The sequence below is a fragment of the Hoylesella buccalis ATCC 35310 genome (assembly GCF_025151385.1).
In the GTDB taxonomy this organism is placed as follows: Bacteria; Bacteroidota; Bacteroidia; order Bacteroidales; family Bacteroidaceae; genus Prevotella; species Prevotella buccalis.
In genome coordinates this window covers 1608246-1629874 of the sequence record NZ_CP102287.1, presented here as the reverse complement: position 1 = coordinate 1629874, position 21629 = coordinate 1608246, and the positions used below count along the sequence as shown (strand labels likewise).

The 21629-nt window shown below is 39.9% G+C and carries 19 protein-coding genes and 1 pseudogene; 8 read left to right on the top strand and 12 right to left on the bottom strand.

Annotated elements, in window-relative coordinates; translation table 11 throughout:
- Window positions 1–100: 100 nt before the first annotated feature.
- On the top strand, window positions 101–1261 hold the full coding sequence (locus NQ518_RS06875) for a TlpA disulfide reductase family protein (protein ID WP_227960320.1): 1161 nt from the start codon (window positions 101–103) through the stop codon (window positions 1259–1261).
- A gap of 36 nt (window positions 1262–1297) precedes the next feature.
- Here the strand turns inward: NQ518_RS06875 and NQ518_RS06870 are convergent, their stop codons facing one another.
- Both NQ518_RS06870 and NQ518_RS06865 read right to left on the bottom strand, forming a co-directional pair.
- Window positions 1298–1669, bottom strand: coding sequence for a transposase (locus NQ518_RS06870; protein WP_374211147.1), 372 nt, complete (start codon window positions 1667–1669; stop codon window positions 1298–1300).
- Window positions 1670–1732: 63 nt separating this feature from the next.
- Window positions 1733–2200 (bottom strand): transposase, encoded by a 468-nt coding sequence (locus NQ518_RS06865; RefSeq protein ID WP_227205448.1) that lies wholly within the window; start codon window positions 2198–2200, stop codon window positions 1733–1735.
- Between the two features lie 201 nt (window positions 2201–2401).
- Here NQ518_RS06865 and NQ518_RS06860 point away from each other — a divergent pair, with 201 nt between their 5' ends.
- The 3 genes from NQ518_RS06860 to NQ518_RS06850 are packed head-to-tail and all read left to right on the top strand — an operon-like array spanning window position 2402 to window position 4392.
- Window positions 2402–2605: a helix-turn-helix domain-containing protein gene (locus NQ518_RS06860; protein WP_227205450.1), complete on the top strand. Its 204-nt coding sequence runs from the start codon at window positions 2402–2404 to the stop codon at window positions 2603–2605.
- Between the two features lie 3 nt (window positions 2606–2608).
- A complete protein-coding gene (locus NQ518_RS06855) occupies window positions 2609–4084 on the top strand; it encodes a DUF3825 domain-containing protein (RefSeq protein ID WP_227205453.1) in 1476 nt (491 codons plus the stop codon).
- Window positions 4084–4392, top strand: coding sequence for a hypothetical protein (locus NQ518_RS06850; protein ID WP_309565916.1), 309 nt, complete (start codon window positions 4084–4086; stop codon window positions 4390–4392). Before NQ518_RS06855 ends, NQ518_RS06850 begins: the two co-directional genes overlap by 1 nt.
- A gap of 197 nt (window positions 4393–4589) precedes the next feature.
- On the opposite strand, the gene NQ518_RS06845 is transcribed toward NQ518_RS06850, so the two are convergent.
- Entirely contained in the window at window positions 4590–7952 is a 3363-nt protein-coding gene (locus tag NQ518_RS06845; RefSeq protein ID WP_227960323.1) for a sacsin N-terminal ATP-binding-like domain-containing protein, read from the bottom strand.
- Window positions 7953–8116: 164 nt separating this feature from the next.
- Window positions 8117–8377, bottom strand: a complete 261-nt coding sequence (locus tag NQ518_RS06840; protein ID WP_227208536.1) for a hypothetical protein — start codon at window positions 8375–8377, stop codon at window positions 8117–8119.
- Window positions 8378–8653: 276 nt separating this feature from the next.
- Between NQ518_RS06840 and NQ518_RS06835 the strand changes: the two genes are divergently transcribed.
- Window positions 8654–8821 carry a hypothetical protein gene (locus NQ518_RS06835; RefSeq protein WP_227208538.1) on the top strand — a complete coding sequence of 56 codons (168 nt, stop codon included), beginning with the start codon at window positions 8654–8656 and terminating at the stop codon, window positions 8819–8821.
- Window positions 8822–8848: 27 nt separating this feature from the next.
- Here the strand turns inward: NQ518_RS06835 and NQ518_RS06830 are convergent.
- The 4 genes and pseudogenes from NQ518_RS06830 to NQ518_RS06810 form a co-directional block, all read right to left on the bottom strand.
- Window positions 8849–9645: pseudogene (locus NQ518_RS06830) on the bottom strand (alpha/beta hydrolase).
- 560 nt (window positions 9646–10205) lie between these two features.
- Entirely contained in the window at window positions 10206–10748 is a 543-nt protein-coding gene (locus tag NQ518_RS06825; protein ID WP_227208539.1) for a hypothetical protein, read from the bottom strand.
- Window positions 10749–11768: 1020 nt separating this feature from the next.
- Window positions 11769–12293, bottom strand: a complete 525-nt coding sequence (locus NQ518_RS06815) for an STM3941 family protein (RefSeq protein WP_227208540.1) — start codon at window positions 12291–12293, stop codon at window positions 11769–11771.
- A 399-nt stretch (window positions 12294–12692) separates the two neighbouring features.
- Window positions 12693–13529, bottom strand: coding sequence for a hypothetical protein (locus NQ518_RS06810; RefSeq protein ID WP_227960325.1), 837 nt, complete (start codon window positions 13527–13529; stop codon window positions 12693–12695).
- 753 nt (window positions 13530–14282) lie between these two features.
- Between NQ518_RS06810 and NQ518_RS06805 the strand changes: the two genes are divergently transcribed.
- Complete coding sequence (locus NQ518_RS06805) at window positions 14283–15548, top strand: ATP-binding protein (protein ID WP_227960328.1); 1266 nt, start codon at window positions 14283–14285, stop codon at window positions 15546–15548.
- 596 nt (window positions 15549–16144) lie between these two features.
- On the opposite strand, the gene NQ518_RS13605 is transcribed toward NQ518_RS06805, so the two are convergent.
- Both NQ518_RS13605 and NQ518_RS06795 read right to left on the bottom strand, forming a co-directional pair.
- Window positions 16145–16591 (bottom strand): DUF4348 domain-containing protein, encoded by a 447-nt coding sequence (locus NQ518_RS13605; RefSeq protein ID WP_227960330.1) that lies wholly within the window; start codon window positions 16589–16591, stop codon window positions 16145–16147.
- 274 nt (window positions 16592–16865) lie between these two features.
- Window positions 16866–17420 carry a hypothetical protein gene (locus tag NQ518_RS06795; RefSeq protein WP_227207714.1) on the bottom strand — a complete coding sequence of 185 codons (555 nt, stop codon included), beginning with the start codon at window positions 17418–17420 and terminating at the stop codon, window positions 16866–16868.
- A gap of 451 nt (window positions 17421–17871) precedes the next feature.
- Between NQ518_RS06795 and NQ518_RS06790 the strand changes: the two genes are divergently transcribed.
- Together NQ518_RS06790 and NQ518_RS06785 are read left to right on the top strand one after the other, a co-directional pair.
- A complete protein-coding gene (locus tag NQ518_RS06790) occupies window positions 17872–18435 on the top strand; it encodes a LemA family protein (RefSeq protein ID WP_004351023.1) in 564 nt (187 codons plus the stop codon).
- Between the two features lie 3 nt (window positions 18436–18438).
- Window positions 18439–19443, top strand: coding sequence for a M48 family metallopeptidase (locus NQ518_RS06785; protein ID WP_227207716.1), 1005 nt, complete (start codon window positions 18439–18441; stop codon window positions 19441–19443).
- A 75-nt stretch (window positions 19444–19518) separates the two neighbouring features.
- Here the strand turns inward: NQ518_RS06785 and NQ518_RS06780 are convergent, their stop codons facing one another.
- Window positions 19519–20838, bottom strand: coding sequence for a DUF1302 family protein (locus tag NQ518_RS06780; RefSeq protein WP_227207718.1), 1320 nt, complete (start codon window positions 20836–20838; stop codon window positions 19519–19521).
- A gap of 1 nt (window position 20839) precedes the next feature.
- Window positions 20840–21619, bottom strand: coding sequence for an outer membrane lipoprotein-sorting protein (locus NQ518_RS06775; RefSeq protein ID WP_227960332.1), 780 nt, complete (start codon window positions 21617–21619; stop codon window positions 20840–20842).
- Between the last annotated feature and the right edge of the window lie 10 nt (window positions 21620–21629).

Here is a 21629-nt window from a genome sequence, read left to right as displayed (position 1 = left end):
CAGAACGAAAACACTTTGACAAATCAACTATTTTACTGAGTTTTGTCGTGAATGAGGCTGCTTGCCGAAACATTGGAAAACAACTTTAAATCCCAATAAGATGAAAAGAGCATGTAAATTGAAATTCTTTATTTTGTCGGTGGCAACGTGGCTGTATTCGTCAGGGGCCTCGGCACAGAGCAATTTTACGATGAGCGGCGCACTGACCGACGTTGCAAACGACTCCATCCTCGTGGAGTATGTAGAGCGAAATCCGGACAAGAAAATCATCAATTTTGCTACGCCCGTCAACAACGGCCATTTCAATTTTTCGCTTTCTATAGACAAGGCCTACCAAGGGAGTCTTCGGTTGAAATCCAGTCCCAAAAAGGTCATCTACTTTTTCTTTGTCCCCGACGAATTTGTCAACATTGAAGGAGATTTCATCGACGAGTACAGCGTCCGCACTTCGGGCAGCGCGTTCTATCAGCAGTACGCCAAAGTGATGGACGTGGGAAGGCCTTTCCACAAGGAATTTGACATCGCCAAAAAAGAGTATGAGGCTGGAGTGGCTGCCGGTGACAATGCCGTTCGGCTCGACAGCATACGCAAAGCCGCCAACCGTGACATCAATCGGCGCATGCACTCTGTGGTCGAGGAGTACATCGTACAGCATCCCGACGAGGACGCCACGGCGACTTTGGTGCTTGACGTGAATATGGATCGTGTGCTTCCGGTCATACGGAAGCTTAGTCCCGCAGTGCGCAACGGTCGTTTCAAAGGATATTTGGATATGTGGCAGGAAGCCTTCGAGCGGATGGCCATGATGAGGAAAGCTCGGAAAGAAGTAGCCGATACGGCTAAAGTAGGCGCAATGGCCCCCGATTTTTCCCTCCCCACGCCGCAGGGCGATACGCTCACGCTCAGTTCCCTGCGGGGTAAATATGTGCTGCTGGACTTCTGGGGCTCATGGTGCACATGGTGCATCAAGGGATTTCCCAAAATGAAAGAATGCTATGCCCAATACGGCGACCGCATTGAGTTTGTGGGCATCGATTGCAACGACAAAGCCGAAAAATGGAAACAGGCTTTGGAGAAATACCAGTTGCCGTGGCCGCAGGTGAGAGACGGCGATGCGAAGGTCGAGACCGCATATAGGGTGAAAGGCTATCCTTATAAGGTGCTGATAGGTCCCGATGGGAAGATATTGAAAACTTATTTGGGCGAGGTGGAGACGTTCTATCAGGAGTTGGGCCAAATCATAACCTCTGACAAAGATTAGTGCCAGACGTTTTTTTACTAATTAGGGCCTGCTGAATTAATAAATTGCCATGGCTGCAAAGCAGCGGACTCTAAACTTTGCAGTGGCATTTGTCCATAAATTGAGCTTAATTTCGAAAAGGGCAAGACAAAGTTCCTTGAGGAACTTCATCACGTTCTTGACAAAGTAGCACATTGCTGTCCAGCATTCTGCTGTTTTTGGAAACTTGGCTCTGATGTTATTGGCTCGATAGACTCTCTTGCCTGTGCCGAAAGAGCATTCAACTTCGTTTCGTTCTCCGACGGCCTTGGCCATCTTCTTGAGATATTCGGGACTTCCGGGTTCCTTTGGCGGTCGACCTAATGGTTTGCAGTAAGTCTTTATCTCATATTTTTTGAGAATCCTACTGTTTGTACGGTTCATGTAGATTTTGTCTGCAAGAATAGTAGCGGGAAGGTATCCGAATCGTTTTTTGCATTGATGTTCTTCTCATCAAACATCTCCAGCTGCTGGGAATTTTTGTTTCTGTTCTTCTACCTTGCGTGCCTCCTTGGTCGTAAGCTCTTTGTTGAGAAGCTCAATGGTAAGTTTATTAATCTCTTCAATCGTGATACGCTTACGAATAGTTGTAAACAGGGAAGGATCGAAAAGCGGCTTGTCGGTGAACTCTGACAGACCACACAGATACTGCATGTATGGGTTCGCCTGAATCATTGAGATTGTATCCTCGTCAGAAAGAGAAAACTTATGCTTGATAATACATGCACCGATAATCATGCGGGCAGGCTTGTTACCTGCACCTTTAACTTCATTGTCAAGTCTAGAGTTGTATACCTTTTCCAGTTCTGTCCATGGAAGAAGATCGCCTAATTTTACCCAGCGATTATTCTTGTCCAGCTCATCAAAGGATGAACGGAACATATCGACCGATAACTGTTTCAAATGTGAAGTATACTTCATCTCACTTATGATTTAACACTATAAAGGTACGAATTTTATGTTAAACAACCAAAGACAAAATAATATAATTTATTGTATATCAAACGAATATAATTTATTCAGCAAACACTAAATAAACCTATGATTAATAAGATTTTTCATGGCATTTTATTTGATTACAATATAATTTAGTAAATTTGCATCAAGCATTAATAAATTTGCATGAAAAATCTGAATAGAATTAAAGGAGCATTGGCTGATGCAGGCAAAACAGGCATTTGGCTTGCCGGTCAATTAGGTAAGGATCCCGTAACGGTTTCCAAGTGGTGCACAAACACTACGCAACCCGATTTGCAGACGCTGGCAAAGATTTCAGAACTGCTAAAGGTTAACATACGAGAATTATTAGTAAATCAAAACTTCTAGATTATGAATACAGCAGGAAAAACTGGCATAATGAAATTGGGATATGTAAAAAATCTCAAACCTAATAAAAGAGGAGAAAATTGCATTTCCGTATTGTCAAAAATTATAGGAAAGAAAATCCATTTAAAAGACATTAACGACTTCATAGAATCAGAGCTATGCAAGATAGAGTACTCTGATCAACATGGAAATCCATGTGCAAGAGAAAATGCTCTCATCTTAAAATTTCAATTAGGTCAAAAGAGCAATATCGGTGATTACATTTATGGTGTGTTTCAAAGAGAAAAAACAACAGAGAATTTCATGGGGGTAAAATGGGAAATTGCAAAAACTCCGGAATCACTCGGGACAATAAATGAAAAAAGTTTGTCTAACCTTCGTGACATTGCAGATCGTACAATTAATAATATTGAAGACATCTTTGTCGTCAATAGCATTGAGTATTTAAATGGTGCAGGATATAACAAATTTTCTGATGGAACAGTTGTTGATGACAAAACCGCAAAATTTATTAGATTCAAAACAACTCTCAAAAATCATGATGGACAGATTTTGTATGGATGGTTAACTAAGAACATAAAAAATGGTTTTGAAGGTATAGACTGGGGACCAGAAGAATCTTTCGAGAGTTCAAGAAAGAACAGAGAGCAGTTTTTTGTGGGTAGAATGGCTTTTGCTGCAATTGACGTTTGCAATTCCTTTCTTGAAAAGTTAGGAAGCATGACTATTGAAGAACCTTGGGAATACAAGAATAGAAAAGACCCAAATTTTAAATATCCCATTTTGAAATCTTATCTTGAGTTCGAATTAGATAGGTTGTATTATGAAAAAGAGACATATGGATGGGATAGCAAAATACTTTACAACAAGGACAGAAGTAGAGCTTTGTTTAATACAAACCTTATTGATAAGTTTGGTCATGACTTGAACATCATGGGTGATGTTCAACTGTTAGGAGGACGAGAGATAATATGCAATCTAGAGATGTGCCCATCGATATTGTCTCTTCGCAAACTCGGCTTTGAAAATTGCGAGCCATTGCCACCTAAGTTCTTTGAGGACATAAATGAAATTGTGTTCCATTGTGAATGGGATATTGACCGCAACGTTTTAAAATATGAGCATATTATAGAACAAAGAATTGAACGCTTCCCTGATAAATATAAGGATCTTGAGGCTGACGACCTTGGTCAAAAAATGGATAACGCAATAGAATTTGCAAAAAAAATTGCACAAAGAAATTATAAGTTTATCATACCGATGTATTACCCAACGAGACAGCGTATTCAGCTTCTTATGCCAATATATTTAGAAACTTCTTATACTTCTCAGCCAGACTTCGCTTTAGTCCTTACTCCACATGCAGACGAGAGGCTCTATACTCCTGAAACAATTCTGGGATTGGACGAAGTATATCAAGATGCAAGACTTGTCGCTAAGCCAGAGGAATCGTGGTTAAATCCTCGAATTATAGAATAATGACAAATCGCAAGAATCTCTTTGATGGCGAGAGCTATAAAGCAGGATTTGCAATAATCACCTATCTGTGGCTGATGAGTCTCCGATGGGTTACTAATGCAGATATTATGGCAGAAAGGCTAGGATGCCCTAAAGAAGAATTACCAGCAAACTTATCTAATTGTAATAGGTATGGTGAACTAAAGAAGATAGTTTGTATTGTAAAGAAAGCCATCCGAGAGAAATTGGGTGTTCGCAATTATTACTGTCCGCTAAACTTTGTAGAAGCATGTAAGCTAAAAAACAATAATTTTACTGATAATCAATAAGTTAATTCCTTTTCAAGGGACGACTATGTATGTCCAGAAACACGGAGTACAACACGAGATGCTTAATTTTGAAGGTAATCTATTATATGACGAAGACGATGAATAGTAATCCCATCATATCAACGTGGTAGTTGGTAGTGTAAGCAGAACTGTGTCACGATTCTACATACACTACCAACCCTATCAGATAAATTATATTAGTTTTGGTTCATCACTTTTTCAATGGCTTGCTTTATATGGTCTACCAAGCCATTGAAATCTGTTGCATTCTCTTGGTTGAATAGTTTCTGAGGAACAATAAGACTATAACCTCCACCTATATGAGTGCGACTATCGTCATTTTGAACGCTATCAATGCACCATTCGTTGCGTTTGCCAATATCGTTGAGTACTTTTGTATGGCTGATACAAGTATCTAAATCATCATATTCACGTTCACTAACATCTCCAATGTTCTTCCATGTCATGTCAACGTAACATAGCGAATAGTGTTCTTTTTCAGCAACAGACGTCTTGAATTGTAAAGAACTCATTTCAACAGAGTCGCTTGTCGTCCATCTGGATTTCACCTCAATATAATAAACAACCTTATTGTCAAGTAAAACCTTATAGTCTTGACCACCTTGTTGATCAGTAACCTCGACCTTTAAACGTTCGCTGTTTACAGCTCCTTGGAGTTGCTGCAATAATATTTGTTCTACGTAATTACCCAAATCGCGAATAAAGCAAACGTGACGTTTTTCGTAATCAAATTGTGCTACAGCCTTTCTACCAGCCTCAATAATTTCCTCCATCCTGGGATCATTGGCAAGTTCCGCAATTGCTTTCAACCGTTTTTCGTCTTCTATCTTCATAATTTTGAAGATACTGTTCTTCTTTGTTTGACTTTGAATGACAGAGAACATAAGTTGACCTTTGTGTGCATCTATGTCGGCAAAAAGCTTTTTCCACTTGTCTGTTTCAGAACCAGAAGTGAAGTTTTCTATAATCTCAACAATTAAATTTTCGTGCTCATAGTTCGATAAAGAATAACCTTTTTTCTCTAATTCACCTGCAATTTGGGAACATTCATTCATACCATCCAGAATGGCTGTTCCCACAAAACAATCGTTGTAGTCTTTAGCGAGCAAGCTTTTCTTTATGCTATTGGAAGTATCATCTTTAGTTACTTCTCTTATAATGATATCGTAGATATCGAGAACTCTGTTTGGTACTGTATCAGACTGTTTCTTTATCCATTCTGCGTATTTGAATACACCTTGCTGGTCTTGATATATCTGGTAATAATTCAATAAACTGCGAGAATCTGATATATTATATATAAGTGACACTAATCTCTTATTCCACTCAGCTTTTGTAGACTTATCTTCTTCTAACGAAAATTTGAAAAGACAATCGTAAGTAAGCGTATTATAGAATGTACGGGCATCAAGTCCATACTCTTTGCTTAATCTGTCAATTTGTTCGCACGTGTTAAAACCATAATACTCTGTAAGCAAATTGTAAAGTTCGGCAGGTTTGCTTTCACTTTCTTCATAAAGCAAAGATTTGAATATAACCAACATTGCCTTTACTAATTCATCGCTTAACTTTTTGTCTTCGTAATTCTTGGCAATAAAAGCATGTTGGTTAGGGTTATCAATGTCGTTCTTCTTACATAACTTCATTTCGTTGCGTGCAGCATTTTGAGCAGTGTTGTGATTATTTGTAAAAGTAGAAATGTCTGTCTTGACATTAGGATAATCATATGTTATATCTTCTAACAGATCGTAGAAGACATTATTAACAAAAAGTTTTGTCTTTTCAGGAACCATCAAATTCAAAACGTTCTTTACTATTGGAGATAACTCAACAGGATGCAGCATTGAAGCTTTTTTTTGTAATTGTCTCTCTTCATTCGGTATAAGAGCGTATTTATCCAACAGAGTGTTCTGCTGGCTATTTACAATATAAAGACATATCTCATGAAGCCAAGATAGGTCTTTTTCTTCTATCGCTAATTCCTGAATTCTGTTTGCTATATCTGTTATTGTCAATGTATGCGGATTACCCTCTGCATCACAATACCAACGATTAATGGTTTCACTCCAATAAATCATGTCCGACTTTTTGGATACCCTCCAAGTATTCGACTTTGTAAACATGTCGTATATTGCGTTAAGCAAATTATCATCCTTTTTACAAGCATCACATAATTTAGGATCGAGCACTTTAATAATATTAATAGCAATTTTATTATTATTGCTATCTTCTGCAATCATTAGTGTTTCATATTTCTTAACCCAATTAGTCTGCAACTCATTGTAATAGTTTCCCAATTTTTGGTCTGCTTGGTTGGTTGGAAAAGCAGAGCGGACCAAATATTTAGCATCCTGCAATGTCAATGCTTTTTGGTCAATAAATTGATTGATTAACTTATTGGCAAGTGCAATGATTTTACGATTGCTTTCAGCTTGATCGTCATTATTCTGACCATTTCCTACAAGACGTAAACTGTCACGACTATCCTTGTCGCATGTGAATAGTGACGAATGTACAATATAGTTGAAACCCCATTTTTCTGTACCAAGAAGTGGTAGGTAAATGTAGATTTGTGGCAGATTATGCTTGAATTCAACAACTCTTAAACTGCCATCATTATTTTGTATAAGAGGTAATATGATATGTACTTTAGGTCTCTTAGGTTCATCTTCTGTATGATCATTGCTACAGATGCTGTAAATATACAAATCTTTATCCTCTACACCTTCAACCTTAGACTTTCTTGTACGGTGCACAGTATACTTGTATATTATTCCATCTGTCAAATTCTCTACATAATCCATTTCTGATTTGCGACACTCAAATATAGTCTCTTGTTGATTTATTTCGTCAAGAAAAGAAATGCTTTCTATATTCCTGTTCAGAGTCAAGACAAATGGAACCATGTCAGGTGCTTGTTCAAAGGCCGACTTTGCATTCAACTTGGCTTGTTCGCTTTCATAAAGATAGCTGAATGTAGTGTGTTCGCAAGGTTGTTCGGTTGTTTCATTATAATTCTTGCCCCAATCTTGTGTTGTTTCCCATTGACTATGCAAATCTTTCTTCATCCTTTCGGGATCTGTTGCAGAACGATCAATTTCAAAATTTGGGATTTTAAAGTATCTTGGAAAATCTTCTGATGTTTTTAGAGGGGCACTCAATCTAAACCTTAAACCGAACATATGAGTAGTAAGAAATCCTGTGCCATATTGGCCTACTTGCACGTTGTTTATGCTCTGCTTTGAACTAGTTTGAAGAATAAGAGCCTCTATTGTTTTGTGTGTAAATGGAATGCCATCGTGCTGAAAAACTAATGAGTCTACTTTACGAATAAACATAATTTTAGCACGTTTGCCATCTGCTACAACATCACGTGCATTTTGCACAAGTTCCCATATAGCACGTACGGGGTGTATGCCGCCATTGTTACCAATGCCGGTGACTATATCACGAGCAGGTTTTCCCCACATGGTTTCTTCATGTGCTTCTTGTTGAGATTTTTCAACTGAAGCTTTGTATTTTTCCTCTGCATCTGTCATAATAGTATTAAAAAACAATTAGACTTACTGTATTAATTAGTGTTCGCTTAATTAATAAATTGCCATGACTACAAAACAGCGGACTCTAAACTTTGCAATGGCATTTGTCCATAAGTTGAGCTTAATTTCGAAAAGGGCAAGACAAAGTTCCCTGAGGAACTTCATCACGTTCTTGACAAAGTGATTGTCTCCTTGTCAGAAAGGGAAAACTTGTGCTTGATGATACATGCGCCGATAATCATGCGGGCAGACTTGTTGCCTGCACCTTTAACTTCATTATCAAGTCTGGAGTTGTATACCTTTTCCAGTTCTGCCCAAGGAAGAAGATCGCCTAATTCTACCCAGCGATTATTATTGTCCAGCTCATCAAAAGATGAACGGAACATATCGACCGATAACTGTTTCAAATGTGAAGTATACTTCATCTCACTTATAATTTAACATTGTAAAGGTGCAAATTTTATGTTAAACAACCAAAGATAAAACGATATAATTTATTGTATATCTAACGAATATAATTTATTCAACAAACACTAATTAACATTAACTATCTGAAACTAAACTATTTATGTTGTATAAAATTTGGTCAATTCGTCCAAAATGACTACCTTTGGATGTTAAAACATTCAAGAATCGAGGTGAAATACTAATCACAAAATCGCAGTCACGACCTGTTTGAATTTCAGGAGTCACTTTCGGGATTGAGCAAATCCAACCGTTGGGTCAAGCTGACCGACCACTTTCCCTGGGACAGGATAGAGAGGGAATACAACAAACGTCTGAGGAACAGTTACAACGGTGCCGGCAACAAGCCCGCCCGCATGGTGGTGGGAGCACTAATCGTGAAGCATGTGGAAAAACTGATCTGATGCTCAGCGAGCGGGTTGCGGAGCTGATTACTTGCGCATGTAGCCCTTGATAAGCTCGCAAGCGGGTGCCAGCACGCTGCCATGATCGAAGCCGCTCAGCTCGTGAATGGGGATGAAGGGGTTGCCTACGCCCTCGAGCACCGATTTAAGGTACAGGTTTTCCTCATATCGGGACATCTGTTCCAGCTTTCTGTCACCGGTGATGAGTACCAGCTGGGTGTGCAGTTTGCGTGCATGGTTGAGTGGGGCATAATCGTCTACAATGGGCAGGGTGAACGATATCTTGCGCTCTTTGCGAATGGTGTAGTGCGTGGCGCACTGTCCGCTCACGGGAAAATAGCCTTTCACGCGGTCGGCATCGATGCCTTCGGCCTCAAGGTATCGCTTGTCCAGTGCCAGCATCAGCGTGAGATAGCCGCCTGCCGAGTGACCTCCGACATAGATTTGGTTGGGATCGCCCCCATATTCGGCAATGTGTTTAAACGTCCATGCCACCGCAGCAGCCGCGTCTTGCGTGTATTCCGGATTCTTTGCTCGGGGGAAAAGACGGTAGGTTGCGGCCACCACGGCAAATCCGGCGTTCTTCAGTTCGTTGCGAAGGTTACGTCGCCGCCCTCCAATCCGCCGCCGTGAAACCACACGATGGTTTTGAATCCTTTCTTCGTCTGGGGGTAATACACGTCCAGCTTGCAGCGTTCCTTGCGGTAGACCGACGGGTCGTTGGCTGCAACGTATCCGATGTTCTTTACGGTGGTGTACGTTTCTTGGGCTTCGGTGCTTGTCATCCACGCTGTGAGCGCCAGTAGTAATAGTAGTTTTTTCATGTCCATCATTTAATGTATGTTGTTGTGTGTGCAGTGTTCTCGAGGCCAGAAGCCTTCCAATGCGGTTGTAGGATGAGTTGATACCACCATAATGGTACTTCACGTTGTTTTCTGGATAGTCGGGGTAGTTGATTGCCGTCAGACGTCCGAAACCATCCACGAAGGTTACGGTCTCCATATCATCGTTTGGGGGCTGAATGTCGTAATGTTTGGTCACTGCGTATGCCGGTGCAGTGATACCATTGGTACCGAAAGTAGCCTTAGGCTGATAGTCAAAGGCAATGATGTACGGCACTCCTGTTGCTAATTCGTTAGGACCACGAACCGCCTTGATGCGTCCAAGGTTGTCGAGGTCGGTCTCATAGTTGAGTCGGTTGAGGTCTGTACGGCGCAAAGCCATGCCATAGCGGTAGTCGAAGTTGCCAGCCTCGCTGCTGTAGCCAAAGGCATCATCAATGCGGGAGACATACATGTTCATCACCGGCTCATAGTGGTAGGTGTACCACATGCGTTGCCCCTTGGCGTTGGCAGGGAGTGTGGTTTTGGTGCCTCTTATGATTTCACTCAACATGCGTATAAAAATCTACTGCTTTATGTGAAAGATTAATCAATACAAGCATATAAAATTTATTATTTCCTTTTAATGGATTTATAACTGTTTTACGAGGGTTACTTGCAAATACTGCTGTGGTATGCACATCATATTTTTTTGTCTTGTAGGCATATAAATTAACTAAGAGCATTGTATCCTTGTTGCTTTCATAACAAAAATATTGTCGAAAATATAATTCTAGAATATCATTGTTGTTAACAACTTTATCTATTAAATATTTATCACTCAAGAAATCTACAAGAAGTGAATCTCCATATTTTAAATCGGTTGGTGTCACTTCTTTATATCTCTGTTTTCCACTCAAGAGTCGCCTACCATTTCCCCATTCTGCTATTTCTTGCAAAATTTCGAATTTAGAGTATGATGGTGAATCCTTTGCCCAAATCTTCTCTATATAAAATTTGGGGGATGACATCTTTTTATTAGTCTGCCTGTTTGAACAAGCAAACAAGCAGACTAAAATAAGCATCCAATATACATTTTTTTTCATCTTAGCTTATCAGAAAACATATTTGAAACCATTGGTTCCAGGTTGGTTAGTATTACTATATGTTATTGCTCTGCCATTCTTGTCTTTAACGCTCTCTCCATTACGGTATACCTCCCAATGACCAGGGATTGTTGTTTTGAAATCTTTTCCTGTTGCAATATTTCCTACTCTTTCATCTCCCAATCTGATCGAATATAACGTAGCGTTTGGTGCAATGAATGTGACATCTTTAAATGCTTCATCTTTACTCGTTGGCGGAATTTATTTAAGTTGATAAGTATGAGTAAAATGTTGCACACGTCGTTGACTTTTTAGTAACTTAGTGGTACAAAACTAATCAGGTTATAAAATCATTGTTATGCACAACCTCATGGCAAAGTTCCAAAAAATACTTGAAATCTGCAAGCAATATGCAGGAAATCAAGTCAACGGGAAGAGAAAAGTTCCTCGATTTGAAGCGTTATCCACTGTTTTAGAGTATTACCCCCAATTGTAGCATTACATTATTCTATATAAACAATCCTAAAAGACAATGTATCCAATTTAAAAATCTCAGGTGAATTAACATAGTTAATAGGAAAAGCAATAAATGTTGAAGTGACAATAAATGGTCGGGGAGTATCATAAGAGAACGAGTAGGAAACCTGATTTATGGAATCCGTTAGAATCTGAGAATGTTGCCAAGGCCCAATTGTCGTACTTCTATAATGAAATTTATTCGTGAAATCTATTAAATCAGGGTAACATCCATATTTATCTACAGGTAGTTTCCTCAATGTATCTTGCACAAAGTTCGGTAGTTCTCGAAGAGATAACACTGCCATCTTTCTATTATTAACATTGTTACAACCTGTATACAGCAAAATAACGATTATTGTTGCAGAAAAAATATTCCTATTCATTTGTACTGACTTTTATTTCAAAATGGTTATTAAAATGTGTGATCTTGATTGAATTTACGAATGGCTTATCGATTAATTTTTCGTTTTCCTTTTTCCTGCCAAAACATCTATTGCCTATTCATACATTTTTATTCAAGCGTCCGTTTAATATGTCACATATCTTTTTCCCGTTCATAGTCAGATTATCAGCAGGAAGGCTTTCAATTGCTCCGGACACATAGAAATTGAATGTCATCATACGCTGCGTAAAAGGCGATGATTTCTCTATCTCATGCATCAATGACGTTTCCTTATAATCAACAGCAATCAATTTGGTCGATTGGATTTTTATTAATCGAAAACGCTCTACATCCACAAAATTTATAGTATGATAGTTTCCCTTGATCTGTACGTAAAATTCCAGTCTATCTTCATGGATTATTATAAGCGGAATTTGACGAATTCGGTTATAGACGGTTGATAGAGTGAGAAACAATCCGCCACCGCCGAAGAATATAATTCCCAATCCTCCGCCCAATACTTTTGTTGGCCAGCTTGTACTGGCATCCGTGAGAATAAAATATCCGCCTAAGGCAAAAACAAAGCATAAGATAGCCCAAAGCATATTTTTTCGCAGGCTTTGATAAATTCGTATTTCTGTCATGTTCGTTTTATTGAGCCGTTGAGTTGTTAGGCTCTTATTTATATAACTGACCTGTTGGTTGGATTAATTCGACGATATTTTTTTGCCAAAAAGTTGTACAAATCATTATCTTTTTTGGTAACTTAGTGCGTTGAGTCAACCAGCAAGTGCAAAAATAGTCAATCCATTTATAAAACTCTTGTTTGGTGTTGAAAACTTGAGTTTTTCACTTCCAATCTGGACGTAAAGTGCCGAAGCGTTCTCGTACATTCATTTTTCTTTGTTTGGGGGTACAAATATAGTAAAAGGCTGAGAATCTATCCCTGCCTTTACGCATAATCTTTTAAAAATTAAATTGATAATCAGATGATTATTTTGATAACTCTCGATTTGGAGCATTACCGTATTACCCACATTATCCTACCATTTTCGTTTACCCATAGCTACAATATTTTGTCTTCTTTTAAAAACATCTGCAAAATTGACTTGTGTCAATTTTTTATAGTTTTCTATTTTTTTATAAAGATTCGTTGATTTCCAGTACTCTTTTTGTTCATTTCTGTGCTTTTGGGGTGGTTCATATAGAGGTGATAGTTCTATCTTTATTATTTCATTCCCATTTATTTCAATGAATGATGATTTAACGTGTTTTTTTAATTCTTCAATTGGTATAATACTATTATATCCACTACCAAAATACATTAGCGGTGCTGCTATAAATGTTAAACCATTAACAATTTCTTTTCTTCCCCAAGTCTCTTGTCTTAGAAAAGAAAAAATCTTGTTAATATTTTGTTTCTTTTTTTGGGTTTCCAGATAAGCATCGTTTTGATTATATACTATAAGATAAACTAACTCTTCATTTTTTAAAAGAAGTTTCTCTAAAATAAATTCATCTTTTATTAGCCAATCTACATTAGCATAAGCAATCCACGCAAAAGAGCAAGTTATAACTTCATTTTCTAAGGTTGAGTCAAAAATTCTGAATCTAAAAAATGGAGTAATATGCTGATTTCTATAATATTTATCATATAAAGAAAGAGTTGTTATGCCTCCATCAACTTCAGAGATAGAAAGATTATTCAATATATATTCTCTATTATATTGTATAAAATCTCTCGGTTGCTTAAATTCATTAAAATAAAGATCCATTCTCACAGGCTCAAAGTCTAGTAGAGTTATACCATTTGATAATAAATCTACTATCCTTTGAGCTTCTATCTTGATAATTAATTCGCAGCAATACTTTTCTGTCATTTTATTTGATCAACACTTACGTTGACATTTAAATTGTTGGTGTTAATATATTCGTTCAATTTTTCTTTTAATTGCCGCAACTGTTTTTGGCTGTATTGACCTTTTTGAGTATATATTTGAAGAGCCCTATCATTGTACGTAGAGTCAACCAGCAAGTGCAAAATTAGTCAATCCATTTATAAAACTCGTGTTTGGTGTTGAAAACTTGAGTTTTTCACTTCCAATCTGTAGCGCAAAGTGCCGAAGCGTTCTCGTATATTCATTTTTCTTAGTTTTGGACTACAAATATAACAAAAGGCAGAGAATCTATCCCTGCCTCTACGCATAATCTTTTAAAAATCACATTGATAATCAGATGATTATTTTGATAACTCTCGATTTGAAGCATTACAGCGATTTTACTATACGCTTAAAAGTGAAATAACCAATAATATTTTTATCTATATCCTCAAAATTCCGTGGCGATTTCCGATTAGGATAATCATCACGGAATTTTATTTGACATTACTTGTTTTGACCCAAAAAGTGGGTCAAAACACAATTCCCTACTCCATAGGCAAGAATTTACTGAACCAATCTGCCAATGGTAAAGGACAGCTATTTATCCAAAAGCATATATATTGAAAGCCTTTTAGTTAAAAATGTGTTTTAGGAATAAGGATTATTCTTGTAAAACTTGTATGAATGAAGAGAAAAACGTATGTTTGTAGTCGTTAAAAATGTGTATTTGCACAAAATCAAAGAGTAGAGAATATGGATATAAGCAGAGATAAGTATCTGAATCAACTTATTCACAGTTGTGGCAATGGTTTAATAAAAGTGATAACAGGTATGCGCAGAAGCGGTAAGTCGTATCTGCTATTTACACTTTTCAAAAACTATCTGCTTGAGCATGGGGTAAAGGAAGATCATATCATAGGAGTAAATCTTGAAAACCGTCTGAATAAAAGTTTGAGAGATCCAGATGCCCTACTGCAGTACATAAACAGCCGTCTGTCATCAGATGGTCACTATTATGTGATGCTGGATGAGGTACAGATTGTCAGTGAGTTTGAAGATGTATTGAACTCATTTCTTAGCATCAGCAATGTTGACGTGTTTGTGACAGGCTCGAATGCGAAGTTTCTGTCGAAGGATGTCATTACAGAATTCCGTGGCCGTGGCGATGAAATACACGTGCGCCCACTTACTTTCAAAGAAGTGGCAGATTTTCGCGGAAACTATTCACAAGAACTAATTCGCGAATATATGCTGTATGGTGGCTTGCCTCAGGTAGTGCTTGAGCAAGACATAGACAAGAAGGTTAACTATCTGGAGCAGCAGATGGAGCATACCTATTTGCGTGACATTAAAGAACGCTATGATGTGCGTCAAGACAGCGACCTTGCAGAACTGGTGGATATTATGGCTTCCTGTGTTGGTGGATTGACCAATCCACCAAAAATAGCAGACACATTCAAAAGTGTTAAGCATAGTAGCATTTCGAAGGATACCATACGCCTATATCTTGAATATATGGAAGACACATTCGTGCTTGAACGTGCCACACGGTATGATATTAAGGGACGCAAATACATAGATTCCCCTTATAAGTATTACTTTCAAGACCTCGGTTTAAGAAATGCCCGTCTTGGTTTTCGACAGGTTGAGCCTACACACATAATGGAAAATATGCTTTACAACGAACTTCGCGCTGTAGGCATGAAAGTGGATGTCGGGCAAGTGTTTACCGAAGTAAAGGGTGAAGATGGTACACGCAGGAGGAAAACGTTGGAGGTTGATTTCGTCTGCAACCGTGGCTATGAAAGAGTATATATTCAATCGGCTTATGCGATGGAAACAGAAGAGAAGCGTAACCAGGAACTGGCCTCACTGCGTAAACTTCGCGATGGCTTTCGCCGGATCGTGATAGTGAATGGACTGCAGCCTACCTACATGAACGAAGAGGGGGTATATATCGTCAATGTTATGGATTTTCTCCGTGATCCAGAGAGGTTTATGGAGAAGGGTGCACAATAAAGATTTATAATATATCCCCATATTCTACACATTTAAGCACTTTCCATAGTTGTAAGTGCAAATAATAGCAATTATTCATGAAACAGACAAGTTTTTGTGAAAGAAATATTGGGAGTTTATTATCAACATAATTCAACATTTCTCTTTGATTTCATTGTGGAAAATACTACTGGCACATTTTGGAAAATGATATGATTTGATTAACTTTGAAATAAATGTTATCAAATATGATTATCAAACGAACCATAAAACTTGCTGTTCAGAACCAACAAAATGCCAGCATAGAGTCAACCAGCAAGTGCAAAATTAGTCAATCCTTTTACAAAACTCTTGTTTGGTGTTGAAAACTTGAGTTTTTCACTTCCAACCTGGAGCGCAAAGTGCCGAAGCGTTCTCGTATATTCATTTTTCTTTGTTCTGGACTACAAATATAGCAAAAGGCAGAGAATCTTTCCCTGCCTTTATGCTTAATCTTTTATAAATTAAATTGATAATCAGATGGTTATTACAATAGCTCCCGATTTGGAGCATTACCGAAATTTGTTATATCTTAGAACTCTGTTATTCAAAGATATTCTGAATTTGTCGAATTCACGTTAATTAGAATAGTCATCTATCTGAAATAATATCCAAGAACGCTTATCTGTTTTGAATAAATATTTCATATATATTCCCGAATCGTAGCCCTTTAAGATAACAGTATGCGTCATTGTATCAACCTTTAAAATTATTTTTTGCCCTTCTATTATAGAATCGTTGAAATTTGTATATATCCAATCACTCTTGCTGATATGAAGAATCGAGTCTGCCTCTTCATAATCATAACCTTCATATATAATTTTCAACGGAAACAAAATGTGTTTCCGTTGAAAACATGAGTCTGAGGCGAACTTTTTGAAAAAATCATAAAAAGTTGTTTTTCCTGTCACATTTGTTTTTAGTGATATCACAGCCCTATCCTTTAAAACTTGCTTTTTATTATTTGGTTGTGCACAGTTTATTAAACAGAGGAAAACAAATAGTATGTAAGTAAACTTATTCATAATATATGATAACTACTCGTTGGCGGAATTTATTTAAGTTGATAAGTATGAGTAAAAAGTTGTACACGTCGTTGACTTTTTAGTAACTTAGTGGTACAAAACTAATCAGGTTATAAAATCATTGTTATGCACAACCTCATGGCAAAGTTCCAAAAAATACTTGAAATCTGCAAGCAATATGCTGGAAATCAAGTCAACGGGAAGAGAAAAGTTCCTCGATTTGAAGCATTATCTATGTCGTGATACTATATCTATTTTTCTACGATAAGACTATTTACTCCATACTATTTTCAAACTGTTCTTTCAAGATATTATCAATTTTAGAGCTTCGTTTAAAAAACGGATATGCTTGATAGAACATTTTTAAGTCCATGGTATCAGTATGGTTTTCCAATATCCATGAAGATACAATATAGACCATCATATTGTAGTTAGCCTTATTTTGTTGTTCTGCAGGAAGTAAGCTTATTGCTTTTTGTATTCCTTTAATTTTGTCAGGATATTTGATTAGCATTTGGCTCAACCCATCAGCAAAAGTTTCATCGTACTGTTCATCGGTATGTGAAAAACAGTGTTTTACAACTAAAGCATAGTCCTGTTCTGTAGAAAATTTCTCTTGAAAAAAGTTTCCATCAATAATTCTTTTCACAAAAAGACTATCACCAAACTCTATTTTGTTTTTTTTAATTGTTTCCTTTTTCTGAATAGCATCTTTAATATTTTTCTTTTGTATTGATATGAGGTGAGAGTTAGAGTTGTTACTAATACAACCTGTAACACCCCCAAAAATTAACAGAGTCATTAGAATTAGTAAATTTTTATTTTTCATGTTTTGTTCCTCCTCTTTTCTTCTCTTTTTCTTCTACATTCTGAGGTCAATGACCGGTGACTACAACTTCAGGTAACTCATAGGATTTCATTTACTTTTCTTTGACTTAGCAAGTATCTTATATTCAAAAACTTTCGTTCATAATTACAAGATATTTTTGTCGCGAAAGAATACATTTTTCGCGACAACAAAGATACATATTGTATTTAATAATTTGAAAGAATCCAGGGAAAAACACATACCTGTTCAAAAATGGCAATTCGCCCGATTCGTTGTTAAAAACAAACGCCCATGATTGTTTTTGCCAACAAACTCCCTGTTTAGTTGAAAGAGTCGTGCCGATGAACGGATGTTCTTTCTGCTTTGTTTCCTAATAAATCTTAAATCAGAAGAACTTCCGCAACTTTTAATTATATTTGTACATCCAACAAACAATCAAATAAATGGAACTATGGTAACAGGAATTGTGATTTTGGTAGTCATCGTGCTACTGGTACTGGGATGCATCGGCATCTATAACAACTTGGTGAGATTGCGCAACAATCGTGAGAATGCGTTCGCCAATATCGACGTACAACTAAAACAGCGTGCCGACTTGATTCCTCAGTTGATTGGGGCCGTCAAAGGTTACGCCGAACACGAGAAGCAGGTGCTGCAGCGCATCACCGAGGCCCGCGCCATGGGCATGGGGGCTACGACCATCAACGAGAAGATGAAGGCCGACAACGCACTGACGCAAGCCTTGGCGGGTCTGCGTGTGTCTTTGGAGGCTTATCCCGAACTCAAGGCCAACCAGAACTTCATGCAGTTGCAGAACGAAATTGCCGACATCGAGAACAAACTCTCTGCCGTGCGCCGTTACTTCAACACGGCAACGCGCGAGCTGAACAATGCCGTGCAGACATTCCCTTCCAACCTTTTTGCCAACATGTTTGGCTTTAAGCGCGAACCCATGTACGAGATAGCTCCCGAACAGCGCGCTGAGATTGAAAAGGCGCCGGAGGTGAAGTTTTAAAACATGAAATACGTAGGCATCCAAACGCAGATACGCCGCAACAACATCATGAGTGCATTGTTGTTGGTGGCGTTTCCTGTCATCATCCTGGTGATGATTTGGGTTTTTCTGGCGTTGCTCAACTACTTAGGCGGGGGCTATTACGACGCGAACGGCGAAATGGTGCACACCCTCAACGTAGAGGAGGTGAACGCTTATTTCGTCCAGGCCATTCCTTGGGTGCTCATCGTGGTGGGCATTTGGTTTGTCATCGCTTATTTCTCCAACGTGTCGATGATTCAGCATGCCACCGGTGCCCGTCCGCTCACGCGGCGCGAGAACCCGCGCATCTACAACATTGTGGAAAACCTCTGCATGACTTGCGGCATGGACATGCCCAAGATTAACGTGGTAGACGATGCGCAGCTGAATGCCTTCGCCAGCGGTATCAACGCCAAAACCTACACCGTGACGCTCACCACGGGCATCATCAACCGCCTCAGCGACGAGGAACTCTCCGGCGTGGTGGCTCACGAGCTTACCCACATTCGTAACAAGGACACGCGCCTGCTGGTGGTGAGCATTATCTTCGTGGGCATTGTCGCCACGGTGATGTACATGGTGGTGCGCATGTTGTATTACACGATGTGGATGGGGGGCGGATCACGTAGAAGCAACGATGAGAAGGGCAACGGACTGTCGTTTTTGATCATCCTCGTCGTGGGATTGATTTGTTGCGCCATCGCCTACTTCTTCACGCTCGTTACCCGCTTCGCCATCTCACGCAAACGCGAATACATGGCAGATGCCGGTGGGGCAGAGTTGTGTGGCAACCCCATGGCACTGGCCAACGCCTTGCGCAAGCTGTCGCAAGACCCAGGACTGGATGATGTCAAACAGCAAGACGTGGCCCAGCTCTTCATCGTGCAGCCAGATGCGATGTCATCAGGCCTGATGGGTTTTATGAACTCGCTCTTCTCTACGCATCCCGACACGAAGAAGCGCATCGCCATCCTCGAACAGTTCTGATGACCATCGGCGGATGTTTTTAGTTTGCATGTGACATGCCCATGCGAGAACCTACTCTCAGAGTAGTGGTTATCGTTAGAAGCTGTACTTCAGTTTAACCCACGCCTCGCTGTTTTTGCCATACATCTTGAACATTCCTCTGTCGGCATGAAAATAGTCGTATCCGATAGTGATTGCTGTTTGATCGTTGAGTGAATAGGTGGTGGACAGGCGATTGAAGATGCCACCGTTTGTTACATCAACGTAGGCAAAGGTAGAAAGTTTTAGCGTGTTTTGCAGCAGTTCTTTGGCGAGCCGTGCCGTGGCTATCCCTGCATGGCGATAGATAGGCAGTCTTTCGAGATTGCCCGATGTGTATTTGTGGCAATATTGCAGGCTTGCATTCCAGTCGTTGCCAGGGTACCAATCAATGCCGATGAGGGCATTGAGTGCATTGCGGCATTCCACTTCGCATCCCATTGCAGCATTTTGCGCCTCGTCGATGTATTTGGCTACCTCTGCTCGAATGACGAATTGCCCGATGGGTAACGAACAGTCGGCTCCTAACATTGTCATGCGGTGATAGCGTCCATCGATGTGTAGTGACTTTCCGTCGGTTGTCATTCCCATACGGAGGGTTGGCAGTTTGTTCCATGTGCGCAAGGCACTCACAGAGAAATCCACACCGCTGAGGTTGACGGTGATGCGTCCGCCGTATTCCATGTTCTTCAGTCGCTTTTCTGGTTTTCCGCTTTCCAAGTCTATGGAATAGGGGAGGGAGGTGTTCGGCAAACGCATTGCCCACGGATTGCGCAGGTCGGTAGGTATCACAGCGAAGTTAGTCACAGGGTTGCACACCGCTTCTGCTGTAATGGCTCCCAAGGTGTATTTGGCACGTAAGCCATTCACAGGCATACGTATGTCGTCATAGTCTTGGGCGAGAAATTCGGTGTAGTCGATGGGCGACACACAGTCGGTAAGTCGCAGTGCGTCTGCCACTCCCCATATCACGATTTGCCGTCCCACACGCAGGTCAAGGTTGCCTTTGGTATATGACAGGTACGCCTCACGCAGCTCAATGCCTGTGCGTTCTTTCAGTATTCCGTTGTAAATAGCGTTCAGCGAGACAAAGAGAGCTGTCGCTCCTTTTTCGAGTCTCACTTCGCCCCTTGCCCGAGTTCTCGACGCCATCCAGTCTGCATTCCCCGTTGTTCGGAGTGCGTGATAGGTGTCAAGAAATCCCTTCACCCGAACTTGTAATGCGTCATCGCTGTCTTTGTCATACGTCTCCTGAAGAGTCTCTTCGGGTACTGTTTCAAGATTGTCAATAGCTGCTGTTCGCGTTTCTATTTGGGCTGATGCTTGTGCCGAGAACATCGGCACAAGCAAGAGAGTGGATAGTTGTATCAGGTTCATTTTAGAGCCCTTTCTCCAATTTGGAAACGGTGAAGAGGTTGGGCGCCACCTTGACATTGAATCGCTGGTTGTCCATGCGAATGATGGTCTTGTGCCCCGTCTGCACATTTTCCATTTGCATGAGGTGCATCGTCCAGAATCCCTGTACTTTATCGATGTTGGAGATAGAGAGTCGGCGGTGTAGCTTGTTCAGTTTGTCGTAGTATTCAGCCTTGACAGCCATCAAACAGTCCTGTCTTATCCATGTTACTCGACGTGTATAGATTTCGTCCTTGTCATTGGGAATCGACTGCACCACCCAGCATCGGTGTCCGCCTAAGTTTTCTTCTCGCAGGAGCTGATGTTTTTCCTCGTCCACATTGCGCATACTCATGTCGTTGTAGGTAAAGTCGCTGCCCATGAAGTAGTCGGTCTTCGACGACTTACCGCTGATGCGTCTTGTCTTTTTCATGGCAGGCAGATAGAGCCACTTGTCGTCCACCTTGCGTGGATTGTCGTAGTCCCAGGTGAGGAATCCTGTGCCCTTCACATCTCCGGGATAAGTGAAGAACATAATTTTCTTTGTGTCCTTGCCCACGTCCATAGCCCATGACTCGAGTTTTCTGATGCGTTTGTGTCCACTTCGTTGAATGAGTGTCATCTCTACGGTAGCGTAGCGTGTGTCGCCATCAGGTCGGTTTTTTACTTTCTGCATAATATCCCTACCAGACAGTCCTGCTGCCTGTGCGCTACCAATTGCCAACAGGGCGAGGAGCAGCAATGTAAAATTTCTTGTTGTCATACTTTTGAGT